Source organism: Citrobacter sp. RHBSTW-00671 (assembly GCF_014103415.1).
Lineage (GTDB): Bacteria > Pseudomonadota > Gammaproteobacteria > Enterobacterales > Enterobacteriaceae > Citrobacter.
In genome coordinates this window covers 868,237-890,101 of record NZ_JABXPR010000001.1, presented here as the reverse complement: position 1 = coordinate 890,101, position 21,865 = coordinate 868,237, and the positions used below count along the sequence as shown (strand labels likewise).

The 21,865-nt window shown below is 52.8% G+C and carries 19 protein-coding genes; 9 read left to right on the top strand and 10 right to left on the bottom strand.

The window, feature by feature from the left end:
* Window positions 1-17: 17 nt before the first annotated feature.
* The 6 genes from aroK to HV261_RS04160 form a co-directional block, all read right to left on the bottom strand.
* Window positions 18-539 (bottom strand): shikimate kinase AroK, encoded by a 522-nt coding sequence (aroK, locus tag HV261_RS04185; RefSeq protein WP_003023552.1) that lies wholly within the window; start codon window positions 537-539, stop codon window positions 18-20.
* 404 nt (window positions 540-943) lie between these two features.
* Window positions 944-2,182, bottom strand: a complete 1,239-nt coding sequence (gene hofQ, locus HV261_RS04180) for a DNA uptake porin HofQ (RefSeq protein WP_202037566.1) — start codon at window positions 2,180-2,182, stop codon at window positions 944-946.
* Complete coding sequence (locus tag HV261_RS04175; protein ID WP_202037565.1) at window positions 2,094-2,498, bottom strand: HofP DNA utilization family protein; 405 nt, start codon at window positions 2,496-2,498, stop codon at window positions 2,094-2,096. The genes hofQ and HV261_RS04175 overlap by 89 nt, the downstream gene beginning before the upstream one ends.
* Window positions 2,488-2,955, bottom strand: coding sequence for a HofO family protein (locus HV261_RS04170; RefSeq protein WP_202037564.1), 468 nt, complete (start codon window positions 2,953-2,955; stop codon window positions 2,488-2,490). Before HV261_RS04170 ends, HV261_RS04175 begins: the two co-directional genes overlap by 11 nt.
* Window positions 2,939-3,478, bottom strand: coding sequence for a PilN domain-containing protein (locus HV261_RS04165; protein ID WP_202037563.1), 540 nt, complete (start codon window positions 3,476-3,478; stop codon window positions 2,939-2,941). Before HV261_RS04165 ends, HV261_RS04170 begins: the two co-directional genes overlap by 17 nt.
* A complete protein-coding gene (locus HV261_RS04160) occupies window positions 3,478-4,257 on the bottom strand; it encodes a type IV pilus biogenesis protein PilM (protein ID WP_202037562.1) in 780 nt (259 codons plus the stop codon). The genes HV261_RS04165 and HV261_RS04160 overlap by 1 nt, the downstream gene beginning before the upstream one ends.
* A gap of 120 nt (window positions 4,258-4,377) precedes the next feature.
* Here HV261_RS04160 and mrcA point away from each other — a divergent pair, with 120 nt between their 5' ends.
* Window positions 4,378-6,930 (top strand): peptidoglycan glycosyltransferase/peptidoglycan DD-transpeptidase MrcA, encoded by a 2,553-nt coding sequence (gene mrcA / locus HV261_RS04155; protein ID WP_202037561.1) that lies wholly within the window; start codon window positions 4,378-4,380, stop codon window positions 6,928-6,930.
* A gap of 112 nt (window positions 6,931-7,042) precedes the next feature.
* On the opposite strand, the gene nudE is transcribed toward mrcA, so the two are convergent.
* Complete coding sequence (gene nudE, locus HV261_RS04150) at window positions 7,043-7,603, bottom strand: ADP compounds hydrolase NudE (RefSeq protein ID WP_115602375.1); 561 nt, start codon at window positions 7,601-7,603, stop codon at window positions 7,043-7,045.
* A gap of 322 nt (window positions 7,604-7,925) precedes the next feature.
* Here nudE and igaA point away from each other — a divergent pair, with 322 nt between their 5' ends.
* The 4 genes from igaA to hslO all read left to right on the top strand — a co-directional run bounded on the left by igaA (window position 7,926) and on the right by hslO (window position 12,107).
* Entirely contained in the window at window positions 7,926-10,061 is a 2,136-nt protein-coding gene (gene igaA / locus HV261_RS04145) for an intracellular growth attenuator protein IgaA (RefSeq protein WP_202037560.1), read from the top strand.
* Between the two features lie 62 nt (window positions 10,062-10,123).
* Entirely contained in the window at window positions 10,124-10,792 is a 669-nt protein-coding gene (gene yrfG / locus HV261_RS04140; RefSeq protein WP_048213552.1) for a GMP/IMP nucleotidase, read from the top strand.
* Between the two features lie 10 nt (window positions 10,793-10,802).
* Window positions 10,803-11,204, top strand: a complete 402-nt coding sequence (hslR, locus tag HV261_RS04135) for a ribosome-associated heat shock protein Hsp15 (RefSeq protein WP_048213553.1) — start codon at window positions 10,803-10,805, stop codon at window positions 11,202-11,204.
* Window positions 11,205-11,228: 24 nt separating this feature from the next.
* Window positions 11,229-12,107 carry an Hsp33 family molecular chaperone HslO gene (gene hslO / locus HV261_RS04130; protein WP_005121631.1) on the top strand — a complete coding sequence of 293 codons (879 nt, stop codon included), beginning with the start codon at window positions 11,229-11,231 and terminating at the stop codon, window positions 12,105-12,107.
* 93 nt (window positions 12,108-12,200) lie between these two features.
* Here hslO and HV261_RS04125 read toward each other — a convergent pair whose 3' ends face one another.
* Window positions 12,201-13,919, bottom strand: coding sequence for a DUF4153 domain-containing protein (locus HV261_RS04125; protein ID WP_202037559.1), 1,719 nt, complete (start codon window positions 13,917-13,919; stop codon window positions 12,201-12,203).
* Window positions 13,920-14,297: 378 nt separating this feature from the next.
* Here HV261_RS04125 and pckA point away from each other — a divergent pair, with 378 nt between their 5' ends.
* On the top strand, window positions 14,298-15,920 hold the full coding sequence (gene pckA, locus HV261_RS04120) for a phosphoenolpyruvate carboxykinase (ATP) (RefSeq protein WP_202037558.1): 1,623 nt from the start codon (window positions 14,298-14,300) through the stop codon (window positions 15,918-15,920).
* 80 nt (window positions 15,921-16,000) lie between these two features.
* On the opposite strand, the gene envZ is transcribed toward pckA, so the two are convergent.
* Together envZ and ompR are read right to left on the bottom strand one after the other, a co-directional pair.
* The gene (gene envZ, locus HV261_RS04115) at window positions 16,001-17,353 is read right to left on the bottom strand and encodes a two-component system sensor histidine kinase EnvZ (RefSeq protein ID WP_202037557.1); all 1,353 of its coding nucleotides are present in this window, start codon (window positions 17,351-17,353) and stop codon (window positions 16,001-16,003) included.
* On the bottom strand, window positions 17,350-18,069 hold the full coding sequence (gene ompR / locus HV261_RS04110) for an osmolarity response regulator transcription factor OmpR (protein WP_001157751.1): 720 nt from the start codon (window positions 18,067-18,069) through the stop codon (window positions 17,350-17,352). The genes envZ and ompR overlap by 4 nt, the downstream gene beginning before the upstream one ends.
* Before the next feature lie 225 nt (window positions 18,070-18,294).
* Here ompR and greB point away from each other — a divergent pair, with 225 nt between their 5' ends.
* The 3 genes from greB to feoA all read left to right on the top strand — a co-directional run bounded on the left by greB (window position 18,295) and on the right by feoA (window position 21,856).
* Window positions 18,295-18,768, top strand: coding sequence for a transcription elongation factor GreB (gene greB, locus HV261_RS04105; protein WP_137383524.1), 474 nt, complete (start codon window positions 18,295-18,297; stop codon window positions 18,766-18,768).
* A 98-nt stretch (window positions 18,769-18,866) separates the two neighbouring features.
* On the top strand, window positions 18,867-21,197 hold the full coding sequence (locus HV261_RS04100; protein WP_202037556.1) for a Tex family protein: 2,331 nt from the start codon (window positions 18,867-18,869) through the stop codon (window positions 21,195-21,197).
* 431 nt (window positions 21,198-21,628) lie between these two features.
* Window positions 21,629-21,856: a ferrous iron transporter A gene (gene feoA / locus HV261_RS04095; RefSeq protein ID WP_115257296.1), complete on the top strand. Its 228-nt coding sequence runs from the start codon at window positions 21,629-21,631 to the stop codon at window positions 21,854-21,856.
* Window positions 21,857-21,865 lie beyond the last annotated feature (9 nt).

Below are 21,865 nucleotides of genomic sequence, written 5' to 3'. Positions count from 1 at the left end.
TGTGTATTCAGCCAGAATTAGTTGCTTTCCAACATATGAATAATCTGGTTTGCTACGACTTTCGCGCTCTGATCGTCGGTGCGAATGGTCACGTCGGCAATCTCTTCATACAGAGGATTGCGTTCGTCAGCCAATGCTTCCAGAACTTCACGCGGCGGCGATTCTACCTGCAGCAGCGGGCGTTTCTTGTCACGTTGAGTACGTGCAAGTTGTTTTTCAATTGTCGTTTCAAGATAGACCACGACGCCACGCGCGGAAAGACGGTTACGTGTTTCACGTGATTTTACAGAGCCACCGCCAGTTGCCAGCACAATACCCTGTTTTTCCGTCAACTCGTTGATGACTTTTTCTTCGCGATCACGGAAGCCGTCTTCACCTTCTACATCGAAGACCCAGCCCACATCAGCTCCGGTTCGTTTCTCAATCTCTTGATCAGAATCGTAAAATTCCATATTGAGTTGTTGAGCTAACTGGCGCCCAATAGTGCTTTTTCCGGCACCCATAGGCCCAACCAGAAAGATATTGCGTTTCTCTGCCATTTTTTCGGTACTACTAAGACTATTCGTTAATGGTAAACCCGCTTCGCAGACACCCAGCGCAGCAGGACATGAACTGAAACCTCATAAGATATTGCGAGAGTCAGACTGAAAATTATCTCAATACTCAAGCGGGTTTGGCAACTGAATAAATCACCAAACCTTACGCATTTCTGGTCGTGGCAGGCATGCTACCCTGCAAACATCTGACCTGACGACGTGTCGTGTAGCCAAATGACGCCAAATAAGCCTATGACACACCACCGGAAAGGCGAAGCGTATTCACTGCTGCATAAGTAAAGAAAAGTCCCGACACTCAAATCGGTACTCCTTGTATGCTAAATACACCCGCACGTCAAATCCCTGAAACGTGTTCAGCGCAAAAACAACGGGTTTTCATGCATAAGTTATTCTGTTGGGACCAGTCTGGGCGTGATAAAAACCACTAACTCACGCCGCTCATCTTCTTTACCATCATGACGAAAGAAATGGCCGAGCAACGGAATGTCGCCGAGTAACGGCACACTGTCAGCTGCTGATTTATTTTTATGTGAAAAAATCCCGCCCAACGCGATCGTTTCACCGCTCTTAACCTCCACCAGGGTTTCAATTTCCTGCTTATCGATGGCCAACACTTCGCCATCCGCTTGCTGTAGCACCTGCCCGGGGACATTCTGGCTAATATGCAGTTTCAGTCTGATCCGCCCTTTCTGCAGCACGGTCGGCGTTACCTCCATCCCCAGCACCGCTTCTTTAAATTCGACGGAAGTCGCGCCGCTTTCACCGCTGGAGACCTGATACGGGATTTCACTGCCCTGCTTAATACTGGCAGGTTGCAGATGAGAAGCCAGTAATCGAGGACTGGCAATAATATCGAGCTGCTGTTTTTGCTCCAGTGCGGACAACTCAAGCTCCAGCAAACGACCATTAATGCGGCCAATATTAAATCCCACCCGCGATGTTGCAGTAGACACGGAAAGATCGCTGGCAAGCGTGGTGACATTCCCCACCGCCCCTGGCTGCTGCGCATCTGCCAGCGACCACTTCACCCCCAGCTCACGCAAACTTTTTTCATTAATCGTGACGATATGCGCCGCCAGCTCGACCTGTTCAACGGGCAAGTCCATTTGCGCCACCCACTGTTCCAGTATGTTTAGCGCAACAGGGTTGTCTCGCAGCAGTAGGCGGTTGGTACGTTTATCGACCGTTATACTTCCTTTAGCACTCAGCAGTTTTTCACCGGCTTTTGCCAGCTCCGTAGCATCTGCGTATTGCAAAATTATGCTGCGATGTTCCAGCGGCAAGCCGGCCTGAATCCGCGCTTGTTCACTCTCCTGGCGGGCTGTATTTTCGTTTTGCCAGCGTACAGTATGCACATGCAGGATGTTTCCCTCCTGGCGTAACACCAGTCCGGCGCTTTTGACCACCGTCTGCAATGCCTGTTTCCACGGCACATCCGTCAGATGCAATGACAGCACGCCACTGACATCCGGTGACACCACCAGATTTTTCTTCTCCTGCACCGCCAGCGCCTGCAGCACCTGGACAACGGGAACATCATCCACCACCAGCGTCACGTTTTGTGCCTTCCCGGCCAGCACGCTGGGTATTACGGTCATCAGCACGATGACTATCCACCGCTTCATTCGCCTCTCCTTGTCGTTGCCACTGCCACCGTGATGGCTCGCAATCGTTCCCTGTATCGATAGTTACGCTTTGGGCTGTCACCTGAGATACCCTCCAGATGCTATTCAGTACATCTCGCTGCTCGACCCTCCGCCATTTGTGTTGACCATCCTGCATAAAACCAATTGAGCGTCCCCCCTGGATCACCGCCCCCTGATAACGCCATGCCGACAACTCAGTCATCCGGCAGTGATCCTCTGGCGGCTGAAAGGGATTGCGCATGCCGGTCAGCAGCAGCACGCTAAAACACGCGAACAGCAAGCGCTTAGTCATCATTCAGACGCTCCAGCTGTATCGTCAACAACACATCAGCATCTTCTGTACTAAGCGAAAACTGGCTCGTACTCATCCCCTGTTCCGCCAGTTGGGTAAACATCTGTGGGACCGCATCCCACGCAGTTTTCAGCGCCAGTTCGCCTCCCCGTACGGAGGGCTGCCAGTGGATCAGACGTGTAAGAGAGCTTTGATAGACCAATGGGGAAAAAGGAACCGGCCTCGCTTCAGTGGGAGAAAAGGGTTTCCCAACCGATGACGCCAACAGATACAGATTGCGCCATTGATCCTGAATCGCCACGCGTTGGCGGACTAATGCTGCCTGCTGCGCTTTCCGTTGCTGCTCTACAGGATAAAGGCACAACAGCGCAGCCGCGATCAGGACCAATATCCAGCCGCCCCAGCACAAAAGTCGAAACCGCGGCGTCTGCGCTAACCAGCCATCACAAAGCGTCTGCATGCATAACGCTCCGTATCAGACAATAGTGAAACTGCCAGCGTCCCTGCGCATCTTGGCGCGTTTCCCCTGAGCTTCCCAACTGAAACCCAGGGTGTTTACGTAATTGCGTCTCCAGTCGATGAAGCGCAGCAACGTTCAGCGTCAGCCCCGTCAGCTCCAGCGTATCCTGCTGCCAGGTCATTCCTGTTAACCACGCCTGTTCTGGCAGTAACGCGGCCATCCCTTGTAAAACAGACTGCCAGCTTCGCATCTGTTCACGCCGTTTTTCTCTTTGTTGCGCCTGCTGCCATTGTTGTTGACGCTGTTGCAGGCGCGGCTTGAGTGCTATCAGGGTTTCAGCCCGTATTTTTTCGGCATCAGCCAACAGTAATTCGACCCTATTATCTACGCGAGAAAGCGCGTAATAACCCAATGCGATGCCCACAATAACCAGTAAAGATCCACTCAATAACGCTCCCCACCATTGCAGACAGGCATACCGCCGCGACTGACGCCAGGGCAAAAGATTGATGGTCGCCGTCATCAGTACACACCTCCCATCGCCAGCCCAAGCGCAACAGCAAAGTTGTGGCTTTCCGTAGGAATCGGTGGCTGGCGGACGGACACCGCATTTAAGGGATCAAAGCCACCGGCGTCACATAGCGCAATATCCGCAGGGTAAAGAGATAATGCCGCGGCAAGCGCACCGATATCGTCAATTTCCCCCGTCGATTTACGTCCCCATGCCGTGCGGCTCGCCCAGAGCCATTGGGTATCGTCACGCCATGCCAGACATGATTGATGCTTGGGTAAATAAGGAATTAATCGCTGCAAGGCGCTGGCATCCGGCGTAATGGCCGTAACTTGTACCTTCAGGGGATGCATCAGCGTCAGGAGTGCCGATATTTCTTTGCTTTGTGCCGCCGTCACGTTGAACGCCGGGCTTAGCGTGTCTTCGCTATAATCAAACTGCAGCGCATCCTGCTCCATATCCAGTTCGCGAGCCATTGCCCCAGACAACCATGCCGTTTGCTCTGGTTCGCGCAGGGTCATTGCTGGACGGGGTAACTTTTTTTGTAACGTCCTGTTGGCAGGAAAAGAAAGGTGAATATGGTGCCTGTGCGGTAGCTCACGGCTCCACGGCAGGAGCACCGCAGTAAGCTGTTCCGGCTCACGAATGTGGCCATCGACGATAACCTGATGTGCCAGCGGCATACGCCACCAGCGTTGTAGCACCCAACCGGACGCGTCACGAACGATAGCGACAGCCAGCACGTCATGTTGCTGAATATGCAGGCCAATTTTCCATATACGAAAAGCCATTGCTGATGATCTCCTTATCACCCGTTCCTTCAACGGGTATATCAATGCGTCTGGCTTGCCTTTATACTACCGCGCGTTTGTTTATAAACTGCCCAAATGCCACTAAATGGGAAATCTCCAGTGAAGTTCGTAAAGTATTTATTAATCCTTGCAGTATGTTGCATCCTGCTGGGAGCAGGCTCGATCTATGGCCTCTATCGCTATATCGAGCCACAATTACCTGACGTCGCGACGCTAAAAGATGTGCGTCTGCAGATCCCAATGCAGGTTTACAGTGCTGATGGCGAACTCATCGCGCAATATGGCGAGAAACGTCGAATTCCGGTTACGCTGGATCAAATGCCGCCGGTAATGGTTAAAGCCTTTATCGCTACAGAAGACAGCCGCTTCTATGAGCACCACGGGGTGGACCCGGTGGGGATCTTCCGTGCGGCCAGCGTCGCGTTGTTCTCCGGCCACGCCTCACAAGGGGCAAGTACCATTACCCAGCAGTTGGCGAGAAACTTCTTCCTGAGTCCGGAACGTACGCTGATGCGTAAGATTAAAGAAGTGTTCCTGGCTATCCGTATTGAGCAATTGCTGAGTAAAGACGAGATCCTCGAGCTTTATCTGAACAAGATCTATCTGGGGTATCGCGCCTATGGCGTGGGTGCTGCCGCGCAGGTCTATTTCGGCAAGACCGTTGATCAACTCAGCTTAAGTGAAATCGCAGTGATCGCCGGTCTGCCAAAAGCGCCGTCAACCTTCAACCCGCTCTATTCGATGGACCGGGCAACTGCGCGCCGTAACGTTGTACTGTCGCGTATGTTGAGCGAAAACTACATCACTCAGGCCCAATACGATCAGGCGCGTAGTGAAGCGATCGATGCCAACTATCACGCGCCGGAAATCGCTTTCTCAGCCCCTTATCTGTCTGAGATGGTGCGCCAGGAGATGTATAACCGTTATGGTGAAAAAGCCTATGAAGACGGGTATCGCATCACCACCACCATTACGCGTAAAGTCCAGCAGGCCGCCCAGCAGGCGGTACGTAACAACGTGATGGATTACGACATGCGCCACGGCTACCGCGGCCCATCTAACGTGTTGTGGAAAGTGGGTGAAAGCAGTTGGGACAGCAAAAAAATCACCGATACGCTGAAAGCGCTGCCGACTTATGGTCCGCTACTGCCGGCGGTTGTTACCAGCGCTAACCCACAGGAAGCGACCGCAGCGTTGGCGGATGGAACCTCGGTCTCATTACGTATGGAAGGCATGCGCTGGGCACGTCCTTATCGTTCGGATACACAGCAAGGCCCGACGCCGCGTAAAGTAACCGATGTGGTTCAGGCCGGTCAGCAAATCTGGGTACGCCAGGTTGGCGACGCCTGGTGGCTGGCGCAAGTGCCGGACGTTAACTCCGCACTGGTTTCGATTAACCCGCAAAACGGCGCAGTGCTGGCACTGGTGGGTGGTTTTGATTTCAACCAGAGCAAATTTAACCGTGCGACCCAGGCATTACGCCAGGTAGGTTCGAACATCAAACCCTTCCTCTATACCGCCGCGATGGATAAAGGCCTGACGCTGGCAAGTATGCTGAATGACGTACCAATTTCCCGTTGGGATGCCGGTGCAGGTTCTGACTGGCAGCCGAAAAACTCACCGCCGCAATATGCTGGCCCTATCCGCCTACGTCAGGGGCTGGGTCAGTCGAAAAACGTGGTGATGGTTCGTGCCATGCGCGCAATGGGTGTGGATTACGCGGCAGAGTATCTGCAACGTTTCGGCTTCCCGGCACAGAACATTGTGCATACTGAATCACTGGCGCTAGGTTCAGCCTCGTTCACTCCGCTGCAGGTTGCTCGCGGTTACGCGGTAATGGCAAACGGCGGATTCCTGGTCGACCCGTATTTCATCAGTAAGATTGAAAGCGATATGGGTGGCGTTATCTTTGAGGCGAAGCCAAAAATTGCCTGCCCGGAATGTGATATCCCGGTAATTTATGGCGATACGCAGAAGTCTAACGTGCTGGAAAACAGTAACGTTGAAGATGTTGCGGTATCTCAGGAACAACAAAACGCCGCCGTGCCAATGCCACAGCTGGAACAAGCTAACCAGGCGCTGGTCGCACAAAGCGGAACACAAGAATACGCACCACACGTCATCAACACGCCGCTGGCCTTCCTGATCAAGAGCGCGTTGAACACCAATATCTTTGGTGAGCCAGGCTGGATGGGAACCGGCTGGCGTGCCGGACGTGATTTACAGCGTCATGACATCGGCGGAAAAACCGGGACCACCAACAGCTCGAAAGATGCCTGGTTCTCCGGCTATGGCCCAGGGGTTGTGACCTCGGTATGGATCGGGTTTGATGATCATCGTCGCGATCTCGGACATACGACGGCATCCGGCGCGATCAAGGACCAAATCTCCGGCTACGAGGGCGGTGCGAAGAGTGCACAACCTGCGTGGGATGCCTACATGAAGAGTGTATTAGAAGGTGTCCCTGAGCAGCCGCTGACGCCACCACCGGGTATCGTTACCGTCAATATCGATCGTAGCACCGGCCAACTGGCGAACGGTGGTAACAGCCGTGCGGAGTATTTCATTGAAGGTACTCAGCCAACGCAACAGGCGGTACATGAGGTGGGGACAACCATTATCGATAATGGTGAGACGCACGAGTTGTTCTAATCTTTTGCCGGATGACGCTTCGCTTATCCGGCCTACATTTTCGGCGCAATCATTTGATATTGCTGGATGTTGTAGGTCGGATAAGGCGTCAGCCGACATTCGGCAACATAAACTACAATCGCCCTTGCCCTTTCAGCCATTCACGAACCAGGAACAGCGCGCTGACATTACGCGCTTCGTGGAAGTCAGGGTCTTCTAACAGATCCATCAAATGCGCCAGCGGCCAGCGCACCTGTGGCAATGGCTCGGGCTCATCACCTTCCAGCGACTCAGGATAAAGATCCTCTGCGACCACAATATTCATCTTGCTGGAGAAATAGGAAGGCGCCATGCTGAGTTTTTTCAAAAACGTCAGGTCCTTCGCACCGTAGCCCACTTCTTCTTTCAATTCCCGGTTAGCCGCTTCAAACACGCTTTCACCGGGATCGATTAACCCTTTGGAAAAACCAAGTTCGTAGGATTCGGTTCCGACCGCATATTCGCGAATGAGGATCAGGTGGTCATCCACAATCGGCACAATCATTACCGCTTCGCGCGTGGATGGGCGCATACGCTCATAAACACGACGTACGCCGTTGCTGAACTCAAGGTCCACGCTTTCGACTTTAAATAGCCGGGATTGTGCGACGGTTTCCACTTTCAAAATCGTGGGTTTTTGTAATGATTTGCTCATCATGAGGATCTTTGCTGTGAAATCTGGGGTTATTGTGCGATATACAGCACGGTTTCGGCAATGTGAATTGCCGTTTATTTACATTTATGTAACGTACTAAAAGTTAATCCCTATTTCAAATTAAAAGTCAATAGGTTGAAATAACTCCAGGAATTTGCTGATATTCCATTTTTGGTGATTTTGCTATTATTCGCATTTATTGGGCTGTACTTAAAGATGCTCAAGTTCAACTCCACACTTGCCGATAGCCAACCACAGAATCACGAATATTGAACAGGGTGCGACTGACCACGCCTGACAGACTAAGTAAGATGGGGAAAGCATGAGCACCATTCTGATTTTTTTAGCTGCTTTGCTGGCCTGCTCATTGCTTGCAGGGTGGCGATTCAGATCAAAATTCAGACAACAAAAATTACCGTTGAGCAACGTCTTCTCTGACGCCTCTAAGCGTAAACTAACACCCGAAGAACGTGGTGCGGTCGAAAACTATCTCGAAAACCTCAGTCAAATTCAGCAGGTGCCTGGCCCAACAGGTGCCAGTTCGGCACCGGTATCGTTAACCCTGAATGCCCAAAGTAATAGCGTCATCATACTGACGCATTCCATTACGCGCTATGGCATCACCACCGACGATCCGAACAAATGGCGCTACTATCTCGACTCCGTCGAAGTCCATTTGCCTCCCTTCTGGGAACAATACATCAATGATGAAAACAGCGTTGAGCTGATCCACACCAATACGCTGCCGCTGGTTATCTCGTTGAACGGCCACACGCTGAAAGAGTATATGCAGGAAGCGCGTGGCTATGCGCTACAGCATACCGCGTCTACCCAGGCGTCCATACGCGGTGAAGAAAGCGAGCAGATTGAACTGCTGAATATTCGCCAGGAAACACATGAAGAATATGCGCTCAGCCGCCCGTCGGGACTGCGCGAAGCGTTACTGATTGCCGCATCATTCCTGCTGTTCTTTTTCTGTTTAATCATGCCAGACACGTTCGTACCGTGGACCGCCGGTGGCGCAGTATTGCTGCTGGCTGCGGGTCTGTGGGGCCTGTTTGCACCACCGTCTAAAACGGCCCTACGAGAAATCCACTGTCTGCGTGGCACTCCACGCCGCTGGGGGTTGTTTGGTGAAAACGATCAGGAGCAAATTAATAATATCTCCCTGGGTATTATTGACCTGATTTATCCACCACACTGGCAGCCTTACATTGCACAGGACCTTGGCCAGCAAACGGATATTGATATCTATCTGGATCGCCATGTTGTCCGCCAGGGGCGTTTTTTATCGTTGCATGACGAGGTGAAAAACTTCCCGTTGCAGCACTGGCTACGCAGCGCCGTCATTGCCAGCGGTTCGTTGCTGGTATTGCTAATGCTGCTGTTTTGGGTCCCGTTGGATATGCCGATTAAACTTACGCTTTCCTGGATGAAAGGGGCGCAAACTATTGAGGCCACCAGCGTTAAGCAACTGGAAAAGGCAGGCGTACGCGTGGGCGATACGCTGCATCTGAGTGGCACGGGGATGTGTAACATCCACACTCAGGGGAGCTGGAACGCACAACCTGCGACACCTTTTATACCATTTGATTGTTCGCAGATTATCTGGAATGACGCGCGCGCCCTGCCGCTGCCCGAGTCCGACCTGGTCAATAAGGCAACCGCGCTGACCCAAAGTGTTAACCGCCAACTGCACCCCAAACCCGACGATGACTCTCGCGTCAGCTCATCGTTACGCTCAGCTATTCAGAAGTCCGGCATGGTGTTGCTGGATGATTTTGGCGATATTGTCCTGAAAACCGCCGATCTGTGTGCCGCCGAAGATGAATGCGTACGCCTGAAAAATGCCCTGGTTAACCTGGGTAACAGTAAGGACTGGAACGCTCTGGTTAAGCGAGCAAACGCCGGGAAACTGGATGGTGTAAATGTGCTGTTGCGCCCGGTAAGCGCCGAATCACTGGATAACCTGGTGAATACCTCTACGGCACCATTCATTTCACGCGAGACCGCCCGGGCGGCTCAGGCACTGAATAGCCCTGCCCCCGGTGGTTTCCTGATTATCAGTGACGAAGGCAGCGACCTGGTTGATCAGCCCTGGCCGGCGACCTCGTTGTACGACTATCCGCCGCAAGAACAATGGAACGCCTTCCAGCGCCTTGCCCAGATGCTTATGCAAACGCCATTTCGCGCTGAAGGGATTGTCACCAACATCTCGACCGACGCCAACGGTACCCAGCACATTGGCCTGCACCGAATCCCGGATCGTTCTGGTTTATGGCGCTACCTTGGCACCACGCTGCTGATGCTCTCCATGTTGGGATGTGCTATCTACAACAGCGTTCAGGCATTCAGACGTTACCAGCGTCATCGTTCGCGCATCACGGAAATTCAGGAATATTACGAGAGTTGCCTGAATCCAACGCTGATTGAGACCCCAGAAAGCCTGATTCGATAACACGCCCGCGCGACGGAATATGCTACCCTGTCGCGCATCTTGTTTTCCTCTGGGGAGTTTCCATGCACATAGATATTGCCTGGCAGGACGTCGACACCGTTCTGCTGGATATGGACGGTACGCTGCTCGATCTGGCATTCGATAACTATTTCTGGCAAAAACTGGTGCCGGAGACCTACGGCGCGCAACAGGGTATCTCTCCCCAGGAAGCCCAGGAATTTATTCGTCAGCAGTATCATGCCGTACAGCATACGCTAAACTGGTACTGCCTGGATTACTGGAGCGAACGCCTGGGTCTGGATATATGCGCCATGACAACCGCACAGGGACCGCGCGCCGTACTGCGTGAAGATACGGTACCGTTCCTTGATGCCCTGAAAGCCAGCGGCAAACGTCGTATTTTGCTCACCAATGCGCATCCGCATAACCTGGCGGTGAAGCTTCAGCATACCGGTCTGGCCTCACACCTTGATTTATTACTTTCCACCCACACATTTGGTTATCCCAAAGAGGATCAGCGGTTATGGCACGCTGTCGCTGAAGAAACGGGAATGAGTGCAGAGAAGACGTTGTTTATTGACGACAGCGAACCCATTCTCGACGCCGCTGCTCAATTCGGCATTCGTTACTGCCTCGGCGTAACCAATCCCGACTCCGGTACAGCGGAAAAACAGTATGCACGTCATCCGTCATTGAATGACTACCGCCGACTGATCCCCTCACTGATGTGAAGGAGACGCCATGAAAGAGAAGCCCCCTGTCGAAGTCAGGCTGGATAAATGGCTGTGGGCAGCACGCTTTTATAAAACGCGCGCAGTCGCCCGCGAAATGGTTGAAGGCGGTAAGGTGCATTACAACGGGCAGCGCAGCAAGCCGAGTAAGATTGTCGAGCTAAATGCCACCCTCACCCTGCGCCAGGGAAATGACGAACGAACGGTCATTATTAAAGCCATTAGCGAGCAGCGTCGCCCGGCAACTGAAGCCGTTATGCTGTATGAAGAAACCGCGGAAAGCGTGGAAAAACGCGAAAAAATGGCGCTAGCGCGTAAACTTAACGCGTTAACCATGCCGCACCCGGACAGGCGACCGGACAAAAAAGAGCGCCGCGACCTGTTACGATTTAAACACGGCGACAGCGAATGACTGTCACCTGCAAGAGAGATGATTATGCCGCAACATGACCAATTACATCGTTATCTGTTTGAAAACTTTGCCGTGCGCGGCGAACTGGTAACCGTTTCACAAACCCTGCAACAGATCCTCGAAAATCATACTTACCCACAGCCGGTCAAAACCGTGCTGGCGGAGCTGCTGGTTGCCACCAGCCTGCTGACCGCGACGCTGAAGTTTGCCGGTGATATCACCGTTCAATTGCAAGGCGACGGCCCGTTGAGCCTGGCGGTAATTAACGGCAACAACAACCAGCAAATGCGCGGAGTGGCTCGTATACAGGGCGATATCCCTGAAGATGCCGATCTGAAAACACTGGTTGGCAACGGCTACCTGGTGATCACCATTACACCGGAAGAAGGCGAACGCTATCAGGGCGTGGTCGGTCTGGAAGGTGACACGCTGGCGGCCTGCCTGGAAGATTACTTCATGCGTTCAGAACAGCTGCCGACGCGTCTGTTTATCCGTACTGGCGACGTCGACGGCAAACCTGCTGCTGGCGGTATGCTGTTACAGGTCATGCCAGCGCAAAACGCACAGGCAGATGATTTCGATCACCTTGCAGCACTGACAGAAACCATCAAAGCCGAAGAGTTGCTGACGCTGCCAGCCAACGAAGTTCTGTGGCGTTTGTACCACGAAGAAGAAGTCACCCTCTACGATCCGCAGGATGTTGAGTTCAAATGTACCTGTTCACGCGAACGCTGCGCAGGCGCTCTGAAAACGCTGCCGGATGAAGAAGTTGACAGCATTCTGGCAGAAGAAGGTGAGATCGATATGCACTGCGATTATTGCGGTAGCCACTATCTGTTTAACGCCATGGATATTGCAGAGATCCGCAGCAACGCCTCCCCTGCTGATCCACAGGTGCATTAATCCCCGTTTTGCCCGGTGGCGCGCAGCTTTAAGGCCTACGGTAAAACTGTTGTCGGCCGGATACGGCGCTCGCGCCGCCATCCGGCAACAGATTTACTCATTGTGATAAGTCATCGGCAGTCGTTTGCCATTAATGGTGATATCCCGCCAGACTCTGGGAGCCGAATCCAGTTGATGATTCGCCAGCGCCTGCAGCAGTTGCTCTTTATTGAATCCCTCCGGTAGCCGGGCTGTCGCAATCAACACCCATTTGTTCTCCTTAACGCCAAAGACCAGACTCTCCCCATCACCAAAAGCATACAATACGTGCTCGGGCTGCCCATCCGCGTTGAGATCCTGATCCACCAACACACACGCCTCCTGCTCAATACAGGAGGCGATCCGGTAGCGCTGCCCCTTTAAAAACGTCCAAAACGCGTCATCGGGCTTCTTGCTTCCCGGCGCAATCATCACCTTCGGCGCTAACTGCGTTGCCGTCAGCTCATTTACCGGATCGCGATGCCCTCGCAGAATGGCATTTAAATCACGCCTGCGTTTGCTGTCTTTGTTGAACGCATCATCTTTTTGTAATGCTTCCAGTGCGGCGTGACCGGGTTTTCCGCTGTGATCCAGCATATACAGGCTGACCTGGTCAGCCGTAATTTTCCCGCTGTAGTAGCGCCCCATATGGCTGTTGACGCTAATACGCCAGACATCAATGACCGGCGACGTCAGCAGAATCAACAGGCCCAATGTCAGGAGCGAAACGCCAAGAATGACTTTTCCCTGAATATCGAGCGGGTTGCCTCCCGCGCGCAAAATACTGACCAGGTAGCCGAGGGACCACACCAGTAATACAAAGACCACCAATGCGCCATACAACCGCTCAGGCGTCCAGCCATACTGATGAATTCTCAGCCACATTGCCCAACCGGCAATCAGCATATAGAGAGGAGCAACAACCAGTGAAGCGTTAATCAAATAACGTAATGCACCAGGATAAGGTAACGCCTCTTTGTGCGGCTCGCGCACGATGGCCATCAGCAACAGGAAGATCAGCGTCAACGTGGACATCAGGCCAGCCGCTGACACGCGCTGTGAGATGGCATCCAGTCCGGTGAAAGGCAGGGTCAGCATAAACATCAGCGCTAACAGTGCAACCAGCGGGAGTAAACCTGTGGCGAGGAACGTCAGCAACTTTTGCACCGCAGCAACCAGACGTGACTGCGTACGCGCCAGCACCACAGCCAGTGCGGTGATCAGGCCCAGAGCCAAATAGACAAACCAGTCAGTCTCAAAGAAAAGCCTGTTGAAGAAAGTGATTCCGACCAGTTGAAACATTTCACTCCACAGCAGAAGCACCAGCCAGAACAGGCCGTTGGCCACAACAGCGATCAGCAACGTCAGTGAGTTAAGCCACAGGTAGGTATAAAACTGCGGATAGCGAGCCTGTTCACGACGGGAGTGAAGTTGATATTGAATCCACGGCAAAGCCAGCATCGCCATCAACAGTAAGCGCCAACCGTAGGCAAAAAAAATGTCATCCTGTCGCCATCTGTCACTACCCGCCACACTCCACTTCAGCCACACACTCATCGCCAGCACAACCACGCAGATCAGCGCCATCCAGCACCATAGCGCACGTTGCTTAAATGAGACGACAGTCAGCAAAAGCGCAGAGGAGAGTGCAATCGTTACGGGCATCCCGTAGAACAGCCAGTCACTGTTCTGCGGCGCGAGATACGCCATCAGCAGGTAGCACACACCCCCTTGTAGCAGTCCGATAAAGACCATACCCCAGCGGGTCGTTGGTGAAAGCTCAACACTGTCCATGTCGTTTTCCAGAAAGAAGATAAAATCTAATTATCGCATCAACTTCACAAATATGAGTATTTGTCGGTCCATTTCGGACCCCAACTGCGCGAGGTGAATCGATATTGTTTATGTTTGAGTTACGTTTCTTTCTTACATGAATGCGATTACACTCACAAGATTCCCGCCAAAAACACTCTCCATTAACGTTTTAAGAACATTTTCCACAACAAAAAAGGGTTTCCTGCCATAATATCCGCCTCTTTGTGACAGGAGTCGCAGCGTATTCGGTTATTCGTGGAATTACCGGATGCGTAAATCTATGAGCCTTGTCGCGGTTAGCAATCCCTAAAAAACCTTACTATTCCAGGTAATACATATTGGCTAAGGAGCAGTGAAATGCGTGTGAACAACAGTTTAACCCCGCAAGATCTCAAGGCTTATGGTATCAATGACGTTCAGGATATCGTTTACAACCCAGACTACGACACGCTTTATCAGGAAGAACTTGATCCAAACCTGGAAGGCTACGAGCGTGGCGTGTTAACGAATCTGGGCGCCGTTGCAGTTGATACCGGTATCTTTACCGGACGTTCGCCAAAGGATAAGTACATTGTCCGTGACGACACCACACGAGACACGCTCTGGTGGTCCGACAAAGGTAAAGGTAAGAACGACAACAAACCGCTTTCCCAGGAAACCTGGCAGCATTTGAAAGGGTTAGTTACCCATCAACTCTCCGGCAAACGTCTGTTTATCATTGATGCTTTCTGCGGTGCTAATGCGGATACCCGTCTTTCCGTGCGCTTCATTACCGAAGTCGCCTGGCAGGCACATTTTGTCAAAAACATGTTCATCCGCCCGAGCGACGAAGAACTGGTTGATTTCAAACCTGATTTTATCGTGATGAACGGTGCAAAATGCACTAACCCACAGTGGAAAGAACAGGGTCTGAACTCCGAAAACTTCGTGGCGTTCAACCTGACTGAACGCATTCAGTTAATTGGTGGCACCTGGTACGGCGGCGAGATGAAGAAAGGTATGTTCTCCGTCATGAACTACCTGCTGCCGCTGAAAGGCATTGCATCGATGCACTGCTCAGCAAACGTCGGTGAAAAAGGTGATGTAGCGGTCTTCTTTGGCCTGTCCGGTACCGGTAAAACCACGCTGTCCACCGACCCGAAACGCCGCCTGATTGGCGATGATGAGCATGGCTGGGATGACGACGGCGTGTTTAACTTTGAAGGCGGTTGCTACGCGAAGACCATCAAACTGTCTAAAGATGCTGAGCCGGAAATCTACAACGCGATCCGCCGTGATGCCCTGCTGGAAAACGTCACCGTGCGCGCAGATGGCTCCATCGATTTCGATGATGGTTCCAAAACCGAGAACACCCGCGTTTCCTACCCGATTTATCACATCGACAATATCGTTAAGCCGGTGTCAAAAGCGGGTCATGCAACCAAAGTCATCTTCCTGACCGCCGACGCATTTGGCGTACTGCCACCGGTTTCTCGCCTGACGGCCGATCAAACGCAGTATCACTTCCTGTCTGGCTTTACCGCCAAACTGGCTGGCACCGAGCGTGGCGTTACTGAGCCAACGCCAACCTTCTCTGCCTGTTTCGGCGCAGCATTCCTGTCACTGCACCCGACGCAGTATGCAGAAGTTCTGGTGAAACGCATGCAGGCTGCCGGTGCGCAGGCCTATCTGGTCAACACGGGCTGGAACGGTACTGGCAAACGTATCTCTATTAAAGATACCCGCGCCATTATTGATGCCATCCTGAACGGTTCTCTGGATAACGCAGAAACGTTCCGTCTGCCAATGTTTGACCTGGCAATCCCAACCGAACTACCGGGAGTAGACACGCGCATTCTCGATCCGCGTAATACCTACGCGTCACCAGAACAATGGCAGGAAAAAGCCAATGCGCTGGCAAAACTGTTTATCGAGAACTTCGAAAAGTATACCGACACCCCTGCAGGTGCTGCATTAGTCAGCGCCGGTCCGAAGCTGTAATAAGTAGACTCGTAGGTCTGATAAGCGTAGCGTCATCAGGCTGTTAAAGAGATGAAAAGGGAGGCGAAAGCCTCCCTTTTTTATGCGTCTTTGGTTGTTCCCGGTATACGGGAAACAGGAACCGGTAGCCAGGCGCGGATCGACAGCCCACCGCGTTCACTGGTGCCAATTTCCAGCATCCCGTTATGGTTATCGATGATGCGCTGCACGATCGCCAGGCCCAGACCGGTACCGCTGGTACTGCGGGCACTGTCGCCGCGTACAAACGGCTGGAACAGATGCTTACGCTGCTCCGGTTTGATGCCCGGACCATCATCCTCGACCTGGAACCAGGCGCGATGCGGCTCTGTGCCACTGCTAACCTTGATCCAGCCGTTACCGTAACGGGCAGCGTTCACCACCATATTGGCGACCGCGCGTTTGATCGACAGCGGATGCATCTTCACCTGAATAAAGCCAGGCTGCAGCGCGGTATCAATCTCACGTTCGTAACCGCTTTCTGCGGCAACGACTTCTCCTAATACCGAGTTCAGATCGGCCATCTCCATCGGCATCTCCTGACCCGTTCGCAGATAATCGATGAACTGTTCGATAATGGCATTACACTCTTCGATGTCCTTGTTGATGGACTCCGCGAGGTAGCCGTCTTCTTCGCCCATCATTTCCGTCGCCAGACGGATACGCGTAAGCGGGGTGCGTAAATCATGGCTCACGCCCGCCATTAACAGCGTACGGTCATCGGCCAGCTGTTTTACGCCGGCGGCCATATGGTTGAAGGCTCGGGTCACCGAGCGCACCTCAGAGGCGCCATACTCGCGCAGCGGCGGCGGAATAATACCTTTCCCCACCTGTAACGCCGCATGTTCAAGATCCACCAACGGCCGGTTCTGAATACGGATAAATAGCCACGCGCCACCAATAGCCAGCAGCATGATCGCCAGCGTATAGCGGAACAGCGGTGAGAAGTCACCCTGATGGATTTCAGTGAGCGGCACGCGTACCCAGATGTTGGGCGACAGCCAGGTTTTCAGCCAGACGACAGGCGAGCTCTTGTTGACCTCAACACGTACTTCCGTTGGGCCACCCAACTGCTGCGCCATCTGATGGCTTAAGAATTCATAGTGTTGCGCCCAACGCAGACCTGCTTCTTCAGCGGCTTCGTTGGAGTAGAGGGAAATACCGAGCTCACGGTAAATTTCCCGACGAAATGCAGGTGGCACTACCAGTTGCGTACCGTCCTCCAGCTGCAGTTTATCAGTCATCAGCATACGGACTTCGTAGGCCAGGACCTTATTAAACTGCTGGAGGCTCGGCAGAATCGCGAAGTTCAGCACCACAAGGTAGGTCGTCACCAGGCTTGCAAACAGCAAGGTGACGATAAGCAATAACGTGCGAGCAAACGAACTTCGTGGCGAGAAGCGCATTCGCCTCATGCTTTAGAACCGTCCGGAACAAAAACGTAGCCCAGACCCCATACGGTCTGAATATAACGAGGATGAGCCGGGTCTTCTTCCACCATACGACGCAGACGAGAAATCTGCACGTCGATGGAACGTTCCATCGCAGAATACTCACGCCCACGGGCCAGATTCATCAGTTTATCGCGGGATAGCGGTTCACGTGGGTGGCTTACCAACGCTTTCAGCACCGCAAATTCACCGCTGGTGAGCGGCATAGGCTCATCTTCGCGGAACATTTCACGCGTCCCCAGGTTCAGCTTAAACTTACCGAAAGCGATAACCGCTTCTTCCTGAGAAGGCGCGCCCGGCAGTTCGTTCGCCTGACGACGCAACACCGCGCGAATACGCGCCAGCAGTTCACGCGGGTTAAAAGGTTTCGGGATGTAATCGTCAGCACCGATTTCCAGCCCAACGATACGGTCAACCTCTTCGCCCTTCGCTGTGACCATAATGATCGGCATCGGGTTGCTTTGACTGCGCAGGCGGCGGCAAATTGACAGGCCATCTTCTCCCGGCAGCATTAAATCCAGCACCATCAGGTGGAAGGACTCACGGGTCAGCAGACGATCCATCTGCTCAGCGTTTGCGACGCTTCGAACCTGGAAGCCCTGCTCGGTCAGATAACGTTCCAGAAGCGCACGCAAGCGCATGTCGTCATCGACCACCAGAATCTTATAGTTCTCTTGCATTGTTATTACTCCCAAAGGTTCGCAACAATTAAGTGTATATTCTTAAGAAAGCTCGCGTGAGTCACCAGCGAATTCTGGTATGAATTCCAGGCTAAATTGTTACAAAGCATATTAAACAGCAGCTTAAGTATACAATGTTTCTCGCAATACATTATTTATTCTGTTGATATGCTCACGTAATACTAATTGTGCGCATCATCACAGAGTCGAAGGTAAAACAATAAGATGAAAACGCCCCTGATAACCCGTGAAGGGTATGAAAAACTTAAACAAGAGCTCAATTATCTCTGGCGTGAAGAGCGCCCGGAAGTCACCAAAAAAGTGACCTGGGCCGCAAGCCTGGGCGACCGCAGCGAAAATGCCGACTACCAGTATAATAAAAAGCGCCTACGTGAGATCGACCGCCGCGTCCGTTATTTGACCAAGTGCATGGAGAATCTGAAAATCGTCGACTACTCCCCGCAACAGGAAGGCAAAGTCTTCTTTGGCGCGTGGGTCGAGATTGAAAACGACAATGGCGACATCCGCAAATTCCGTATTGTTGGTTATGATGAGATCTTCGGTCGTAAAGATTACATCTCTATCGATTCCCCCATGGCGCGTGCCCTGCTGAAAAAAGAGGTCGGCGATCTCGCGGTGGTGAACACCCCTGCCGGGGAAGCCAGCTGGTACGTCAATGAGATCGAATACGTGAAGTGAGACCGGAACAATCCGAAGCCCCTGTAGATGACTGGCATTTTTGCCAGTCAATCCGTATAACTATCCCCTGATTTTTTATCCTATAGACGAAGCTATCCATGATGAATGATTCTTTCTGCCGCATTATCGCAGGTGAAATTCAGGCTCGTGCTGAACAGGTAGAAGCTGCCGTTCGCCTGCTTGACGAAGGGAACACCGTGCCGTTTATCGCACGTTATCGTAAGGAAATCACCGGCGGTCTGGATGATACGCAACTGCGTAATCTGGAGACCCGTCTGGGGTATCTGCGTGAACTGGAAGACCGCCGTCAGGCGATCCTGAAATCTATCGGCGAGCAAGGCAAACTGACCGACGACCTGGCGAACGCGATCAACGGCACATTAAGTAAGACCGAACTCGAAGATCTCTATCTGCCGTACAAACCTAAACGCCGCACCCGTGGGCAGATCGCTATTGAGGCCGGACTGGAGCCGCTGGCAGACCTGTTGTGGAACGAGCCGTCTCACCACCCGGAAACGGAAGCCGCTAAATATCTCAACGCCGACAACGGCGTGGCGGATACCAAAGCCGCCCTCGACGGCGCACGTTACATCCTGATGGAACGCTTCGCTGAAGATGCCGCGCTGCTGGCGAAAGTGCGTGACTACCTGTGGAAGAACGCGCATCTGGTTTCCACCGTGGTAAGCGGTAAAGAAGAGGAAGGCGCGAAATTCCGCGACTACTTCGATCACCACGAACCGATTTCTACCGTGCCGTCTCACCGTGCGCTGGCCATGTTCCGCGGCCGTAACGAAGGCATTTTACAGCTGTCCCTGAATGCCGATCCGCAGTTCGATGAGCCGCCGAAAGAGAGCCACGGCGAGCAAATCATTCAGGATCACCTTGGCCTGCGACTGAACAACGCACCGGCAGACAGCTGGCGTAAAGGCGTTGTCAGCTGGACATGGCGCATTAAGGTGCTGATGCACCTCGAAACCGAACTGATGGGCACCGTGCGCGAACGCGCAGAAGATGAAGCAATCAACGTCTTTGCCCGCAACCTGCACGACCTGCTGATGGCGGCGCCCGCCGGGCTGCGCGCCACCATGGGTCTCGATCCGGGCCTGCGTACCGGTGTAAAAGTGGCGGTTGTTGACGGGACAGGCAAGCTGGTCGCCACCGACACCATTTATCCGCATACCGGACAGGCTGCCAAAGCCGCCGTTGCCGTTGCGGCGTTATGTGAGAAATACAACGTTGAGCTGGTGGCAATTGGTAACGGTACGGCGTCGCGCGAAACCGAGCGTTTCTTCCTCGACGTACAGAAGCAATTCCCGCAAGTGAGCGCACAGAAAGTGATCGTCAGTGAAGCCGGGGCATCGGTTTACTCTGCCTCTGAACTGGCGGCGCTGGAGTTCCCGGACCTCGATGTGTCGCTGCGTGGCGCAGTATCTATTGCTCGCCGTCTGCAGGACCCACTGGCTGAACTGGTGAAAATCGATCCGAAATCTATCGGTGTGGGCCAGTATCAGCACGACGTTAGCCAGACCCAGCTGGCGCGTAAGCTGGATGCGGTAGTGGAAGACTGTGTGAACGCCGTCGGCGTCGATCTGAACACCGCCTCCGTACCGCTGCTGACCCGCGTTGCCGGCCTGACGCGGATGATGGCGCAAAACATCGTCGCCTGGCGCGATGAGAACGGTCAGTTCCAGAACCGCCAGCAGTTGCTAAAAGTCAGTCGTCTGGGGCCAAAAGCCTTTGAACAGTGCGCGGGCTTCCTGCGTATCAACCACGGCGATAACCCGCTGGATGCCTCTACCGTTCACCCGGAAGCCTACCCGATAGTGGAACGCATTCTGGCAGCAACCGAGCAATCGCTGCGTGACCTGATGGGCAACAGCGACGCGCTGCGTCATCTCAAAGCATCCGACTTTACCGACGATCGCTTCGGGGTACCAACCGTCACCGACATCATCAAAGAGCTGGAAAAACCAGGTCGTGACCCACGTCCTGAATTCAAAACCGCACAGTTTGCTGACGGCGTAGAAACCATGAACGATCTGCTGCCAGGCATGATTTTGGAAGGCGCAGTTACCAACGTCACCAACTTTGGTGCGTTTGTCGATATCGGCGTTCATCAGGACGGTCTGGTGCATATCTCCTCGTTATCGAACAAATTCGTTGAAGACCCGCACACCGTGGTGAAAGCCGGCGACATTGTGAAGGTGAAAGTGCTGGAGGTTGATCTACCGCGTAAGCGTATCGCCCTGACCATGCGTCTGGACGAGCAGCCGGGCGAAACCAATGCGCGTCGCGGTGGCGGCAACGATCGCAATCAGGGCAACCGCCCGGTACCGAAAGCCGCAAAACCACGCGGTCGTGACGCGCAGCCTACTGGCAACAGCGCGATGATGGATGCGCTGGCGGCGGCAATGGGTAAAAAACGTTAAGTTTTAATCTTGTGCCGGATAACGGTATAAACACCTTATCCGGCCAGGTTGCCGTAATTAATGTGTATGTCGGATAAGGCGCTTAAACATCGCCATCCGGCATATTTACTCTATTTCCCGCTTTTTCTTACAATATATTTATCACTTTATTAACAGCTGAAACCTTAATTAAACATTAAGAAAATCCAATAATTTCTCCCGCGAATCATTCGTGTCAGACCAGAATAAATATTGAGCCATATCAAAATTGACTCAAATTATCCTTCAATCCAACATCCCGTCACATTTATTCTATTGATGATAGAAACCATTCTCATTATCATTGTTTTGTTGATTATTTACTCTTTCCTTCGTTGGCTAATCATCTGGTCTCATGCCGCCTTTCGCCCCATGAGGTAATCATCCAGTTAGCGAGATATAAGTAGGTCCCTATGCAATTCACTCCAGACACTGCGTGGAAAATTACCGGTTTTTCTCGTGATATCAGTCCGGCGTACCGGCAGAAGCTGTTGTCGCTCGGCATGCTGCCAGGCTCATCGTTCAATGTGGTTCGCGTCGCCCCGCTCGGCGATCCTATCCATATTGAAACACGCCGAGTCAGCCTGGTGTTGCGGAAAAAAGATCTGGCGTTATTAGAAGTGGAAGCGGTTTCCTGTTAATACAGTGAG

Coding starts and splice junctions, on each gene's coding strand:
- aroK (WP_003023552.1), bottom strand. CDS start 539: ATGGCAGAGAAACGCAATATCTTTCTGGTTGGGCCTATGGGTGCCGGA.
- hofQ (WP_202037566.1), bottom strand. CDS start 2,182: ATGAAGCGGTGGATAGTCATCGTGCTGATGACCGTAATACCCAGCGTG.
- HV261_RS04175 (WP_202037565.1), bottom strand. CDS start 2,498: ATGATGACTAAGCGCTTGCTGTTCGCGTGTTTTAGCGTGCTGCTGCTG.
- HV261_RS04170 (WP_202037564.1), bottom strand. CDS start 2,955: ATGCAGACGCTTTGTGATGGCTGGTTAGCGCAGACGCCGCGGTTTCGA.
- HV261_RS04165 (WP_202037563.1), bottom strand. CDS start 3,478: ATGACGGCGACCATCAATCTTTTGCCCTGGCGTCAGTCGCGGCGGTAT.
- HV261_RS04160 (WP_202037562.1), bottom strand. CDS start 4,257: ATGGCTTTTCGTATATGGAAAATTGGCCTGCATATTCAGCAACATGAC.
- nudE (WP_115602375.1), bottom strand. CDS start 7,603: ATGAGCAAATCATTACAAAAACCCACGATTTTGAAAGTGGAAACCGTC.
- igaA (WP_202037560.1), top strand. CDS start 7,926: ATGAGCACCATTCTGATTTTTTTAGCTGCTTTGCTGGCCTGCTCATTG.
- yrfG (WP_048213552.1), top strand. CDS start 10,124: ATGCACATAGATATTGCCTGGCAGGACGTCGACACCGTTCTGCTGGAT.
- hslR (WP_048213553.1), top strand. CDS start 10,803: ATGAAAGAGAAGCCCCCTGTCGAAGTCAGGCTGGATAAATGGCTGTGG.
- hslO (WP_005121631.1), top strand. CDS start 11,229: ATGCCGCAACATGACCAATTACATCGTTATCTGTTTGAAAACTTTGCC.
- HV261_RS04125 (WP_202037559.1), bottom strand. CDS start 13,919: ATGGACAGTGTTGAGCTTTCACCAACGACCCGCTGGGGTATGGTCTTT.
- pckA (WP_202037558.1), top strand. CDS start 14,298: ATGCGTGTGAACAACAGTTTAACCCCGCAAGATCTCAAGGCTTATGGT.
- envZ (WP_202037557.1), bottom strand. CDS start 17,353: ATGAGGCGAATGCGCTTCTCGCCACGAAGTTCGTTTGCTCGCACGTTA.
- ompR (WP_001157751.1), bottom strand. CDS start 18,069: ATGCAAGAGAACTATAAGATTCTGGTGGTCGATGACGACATGCGCTTG.
- greB (WP_137383524.1), top strand. CDS start 18,295: ATGAAAACGCCCCTGATAACCCGTGAAGGGTATGAAAAACTTAAACAA.
- HV261_RS04100 (WP_202037556.1), top strand. CDS start 18,867: ATGATGAATGATTCTTTCTGCCGCATTATCGCAGGTGAAATTCAGGCT.
- feoA (WP_115257296.1), top strand. CDS start 21,629: ATGCAATTCACTCCAGACACTGCGTGGAAAATTACCGGTTTTTCTCGT.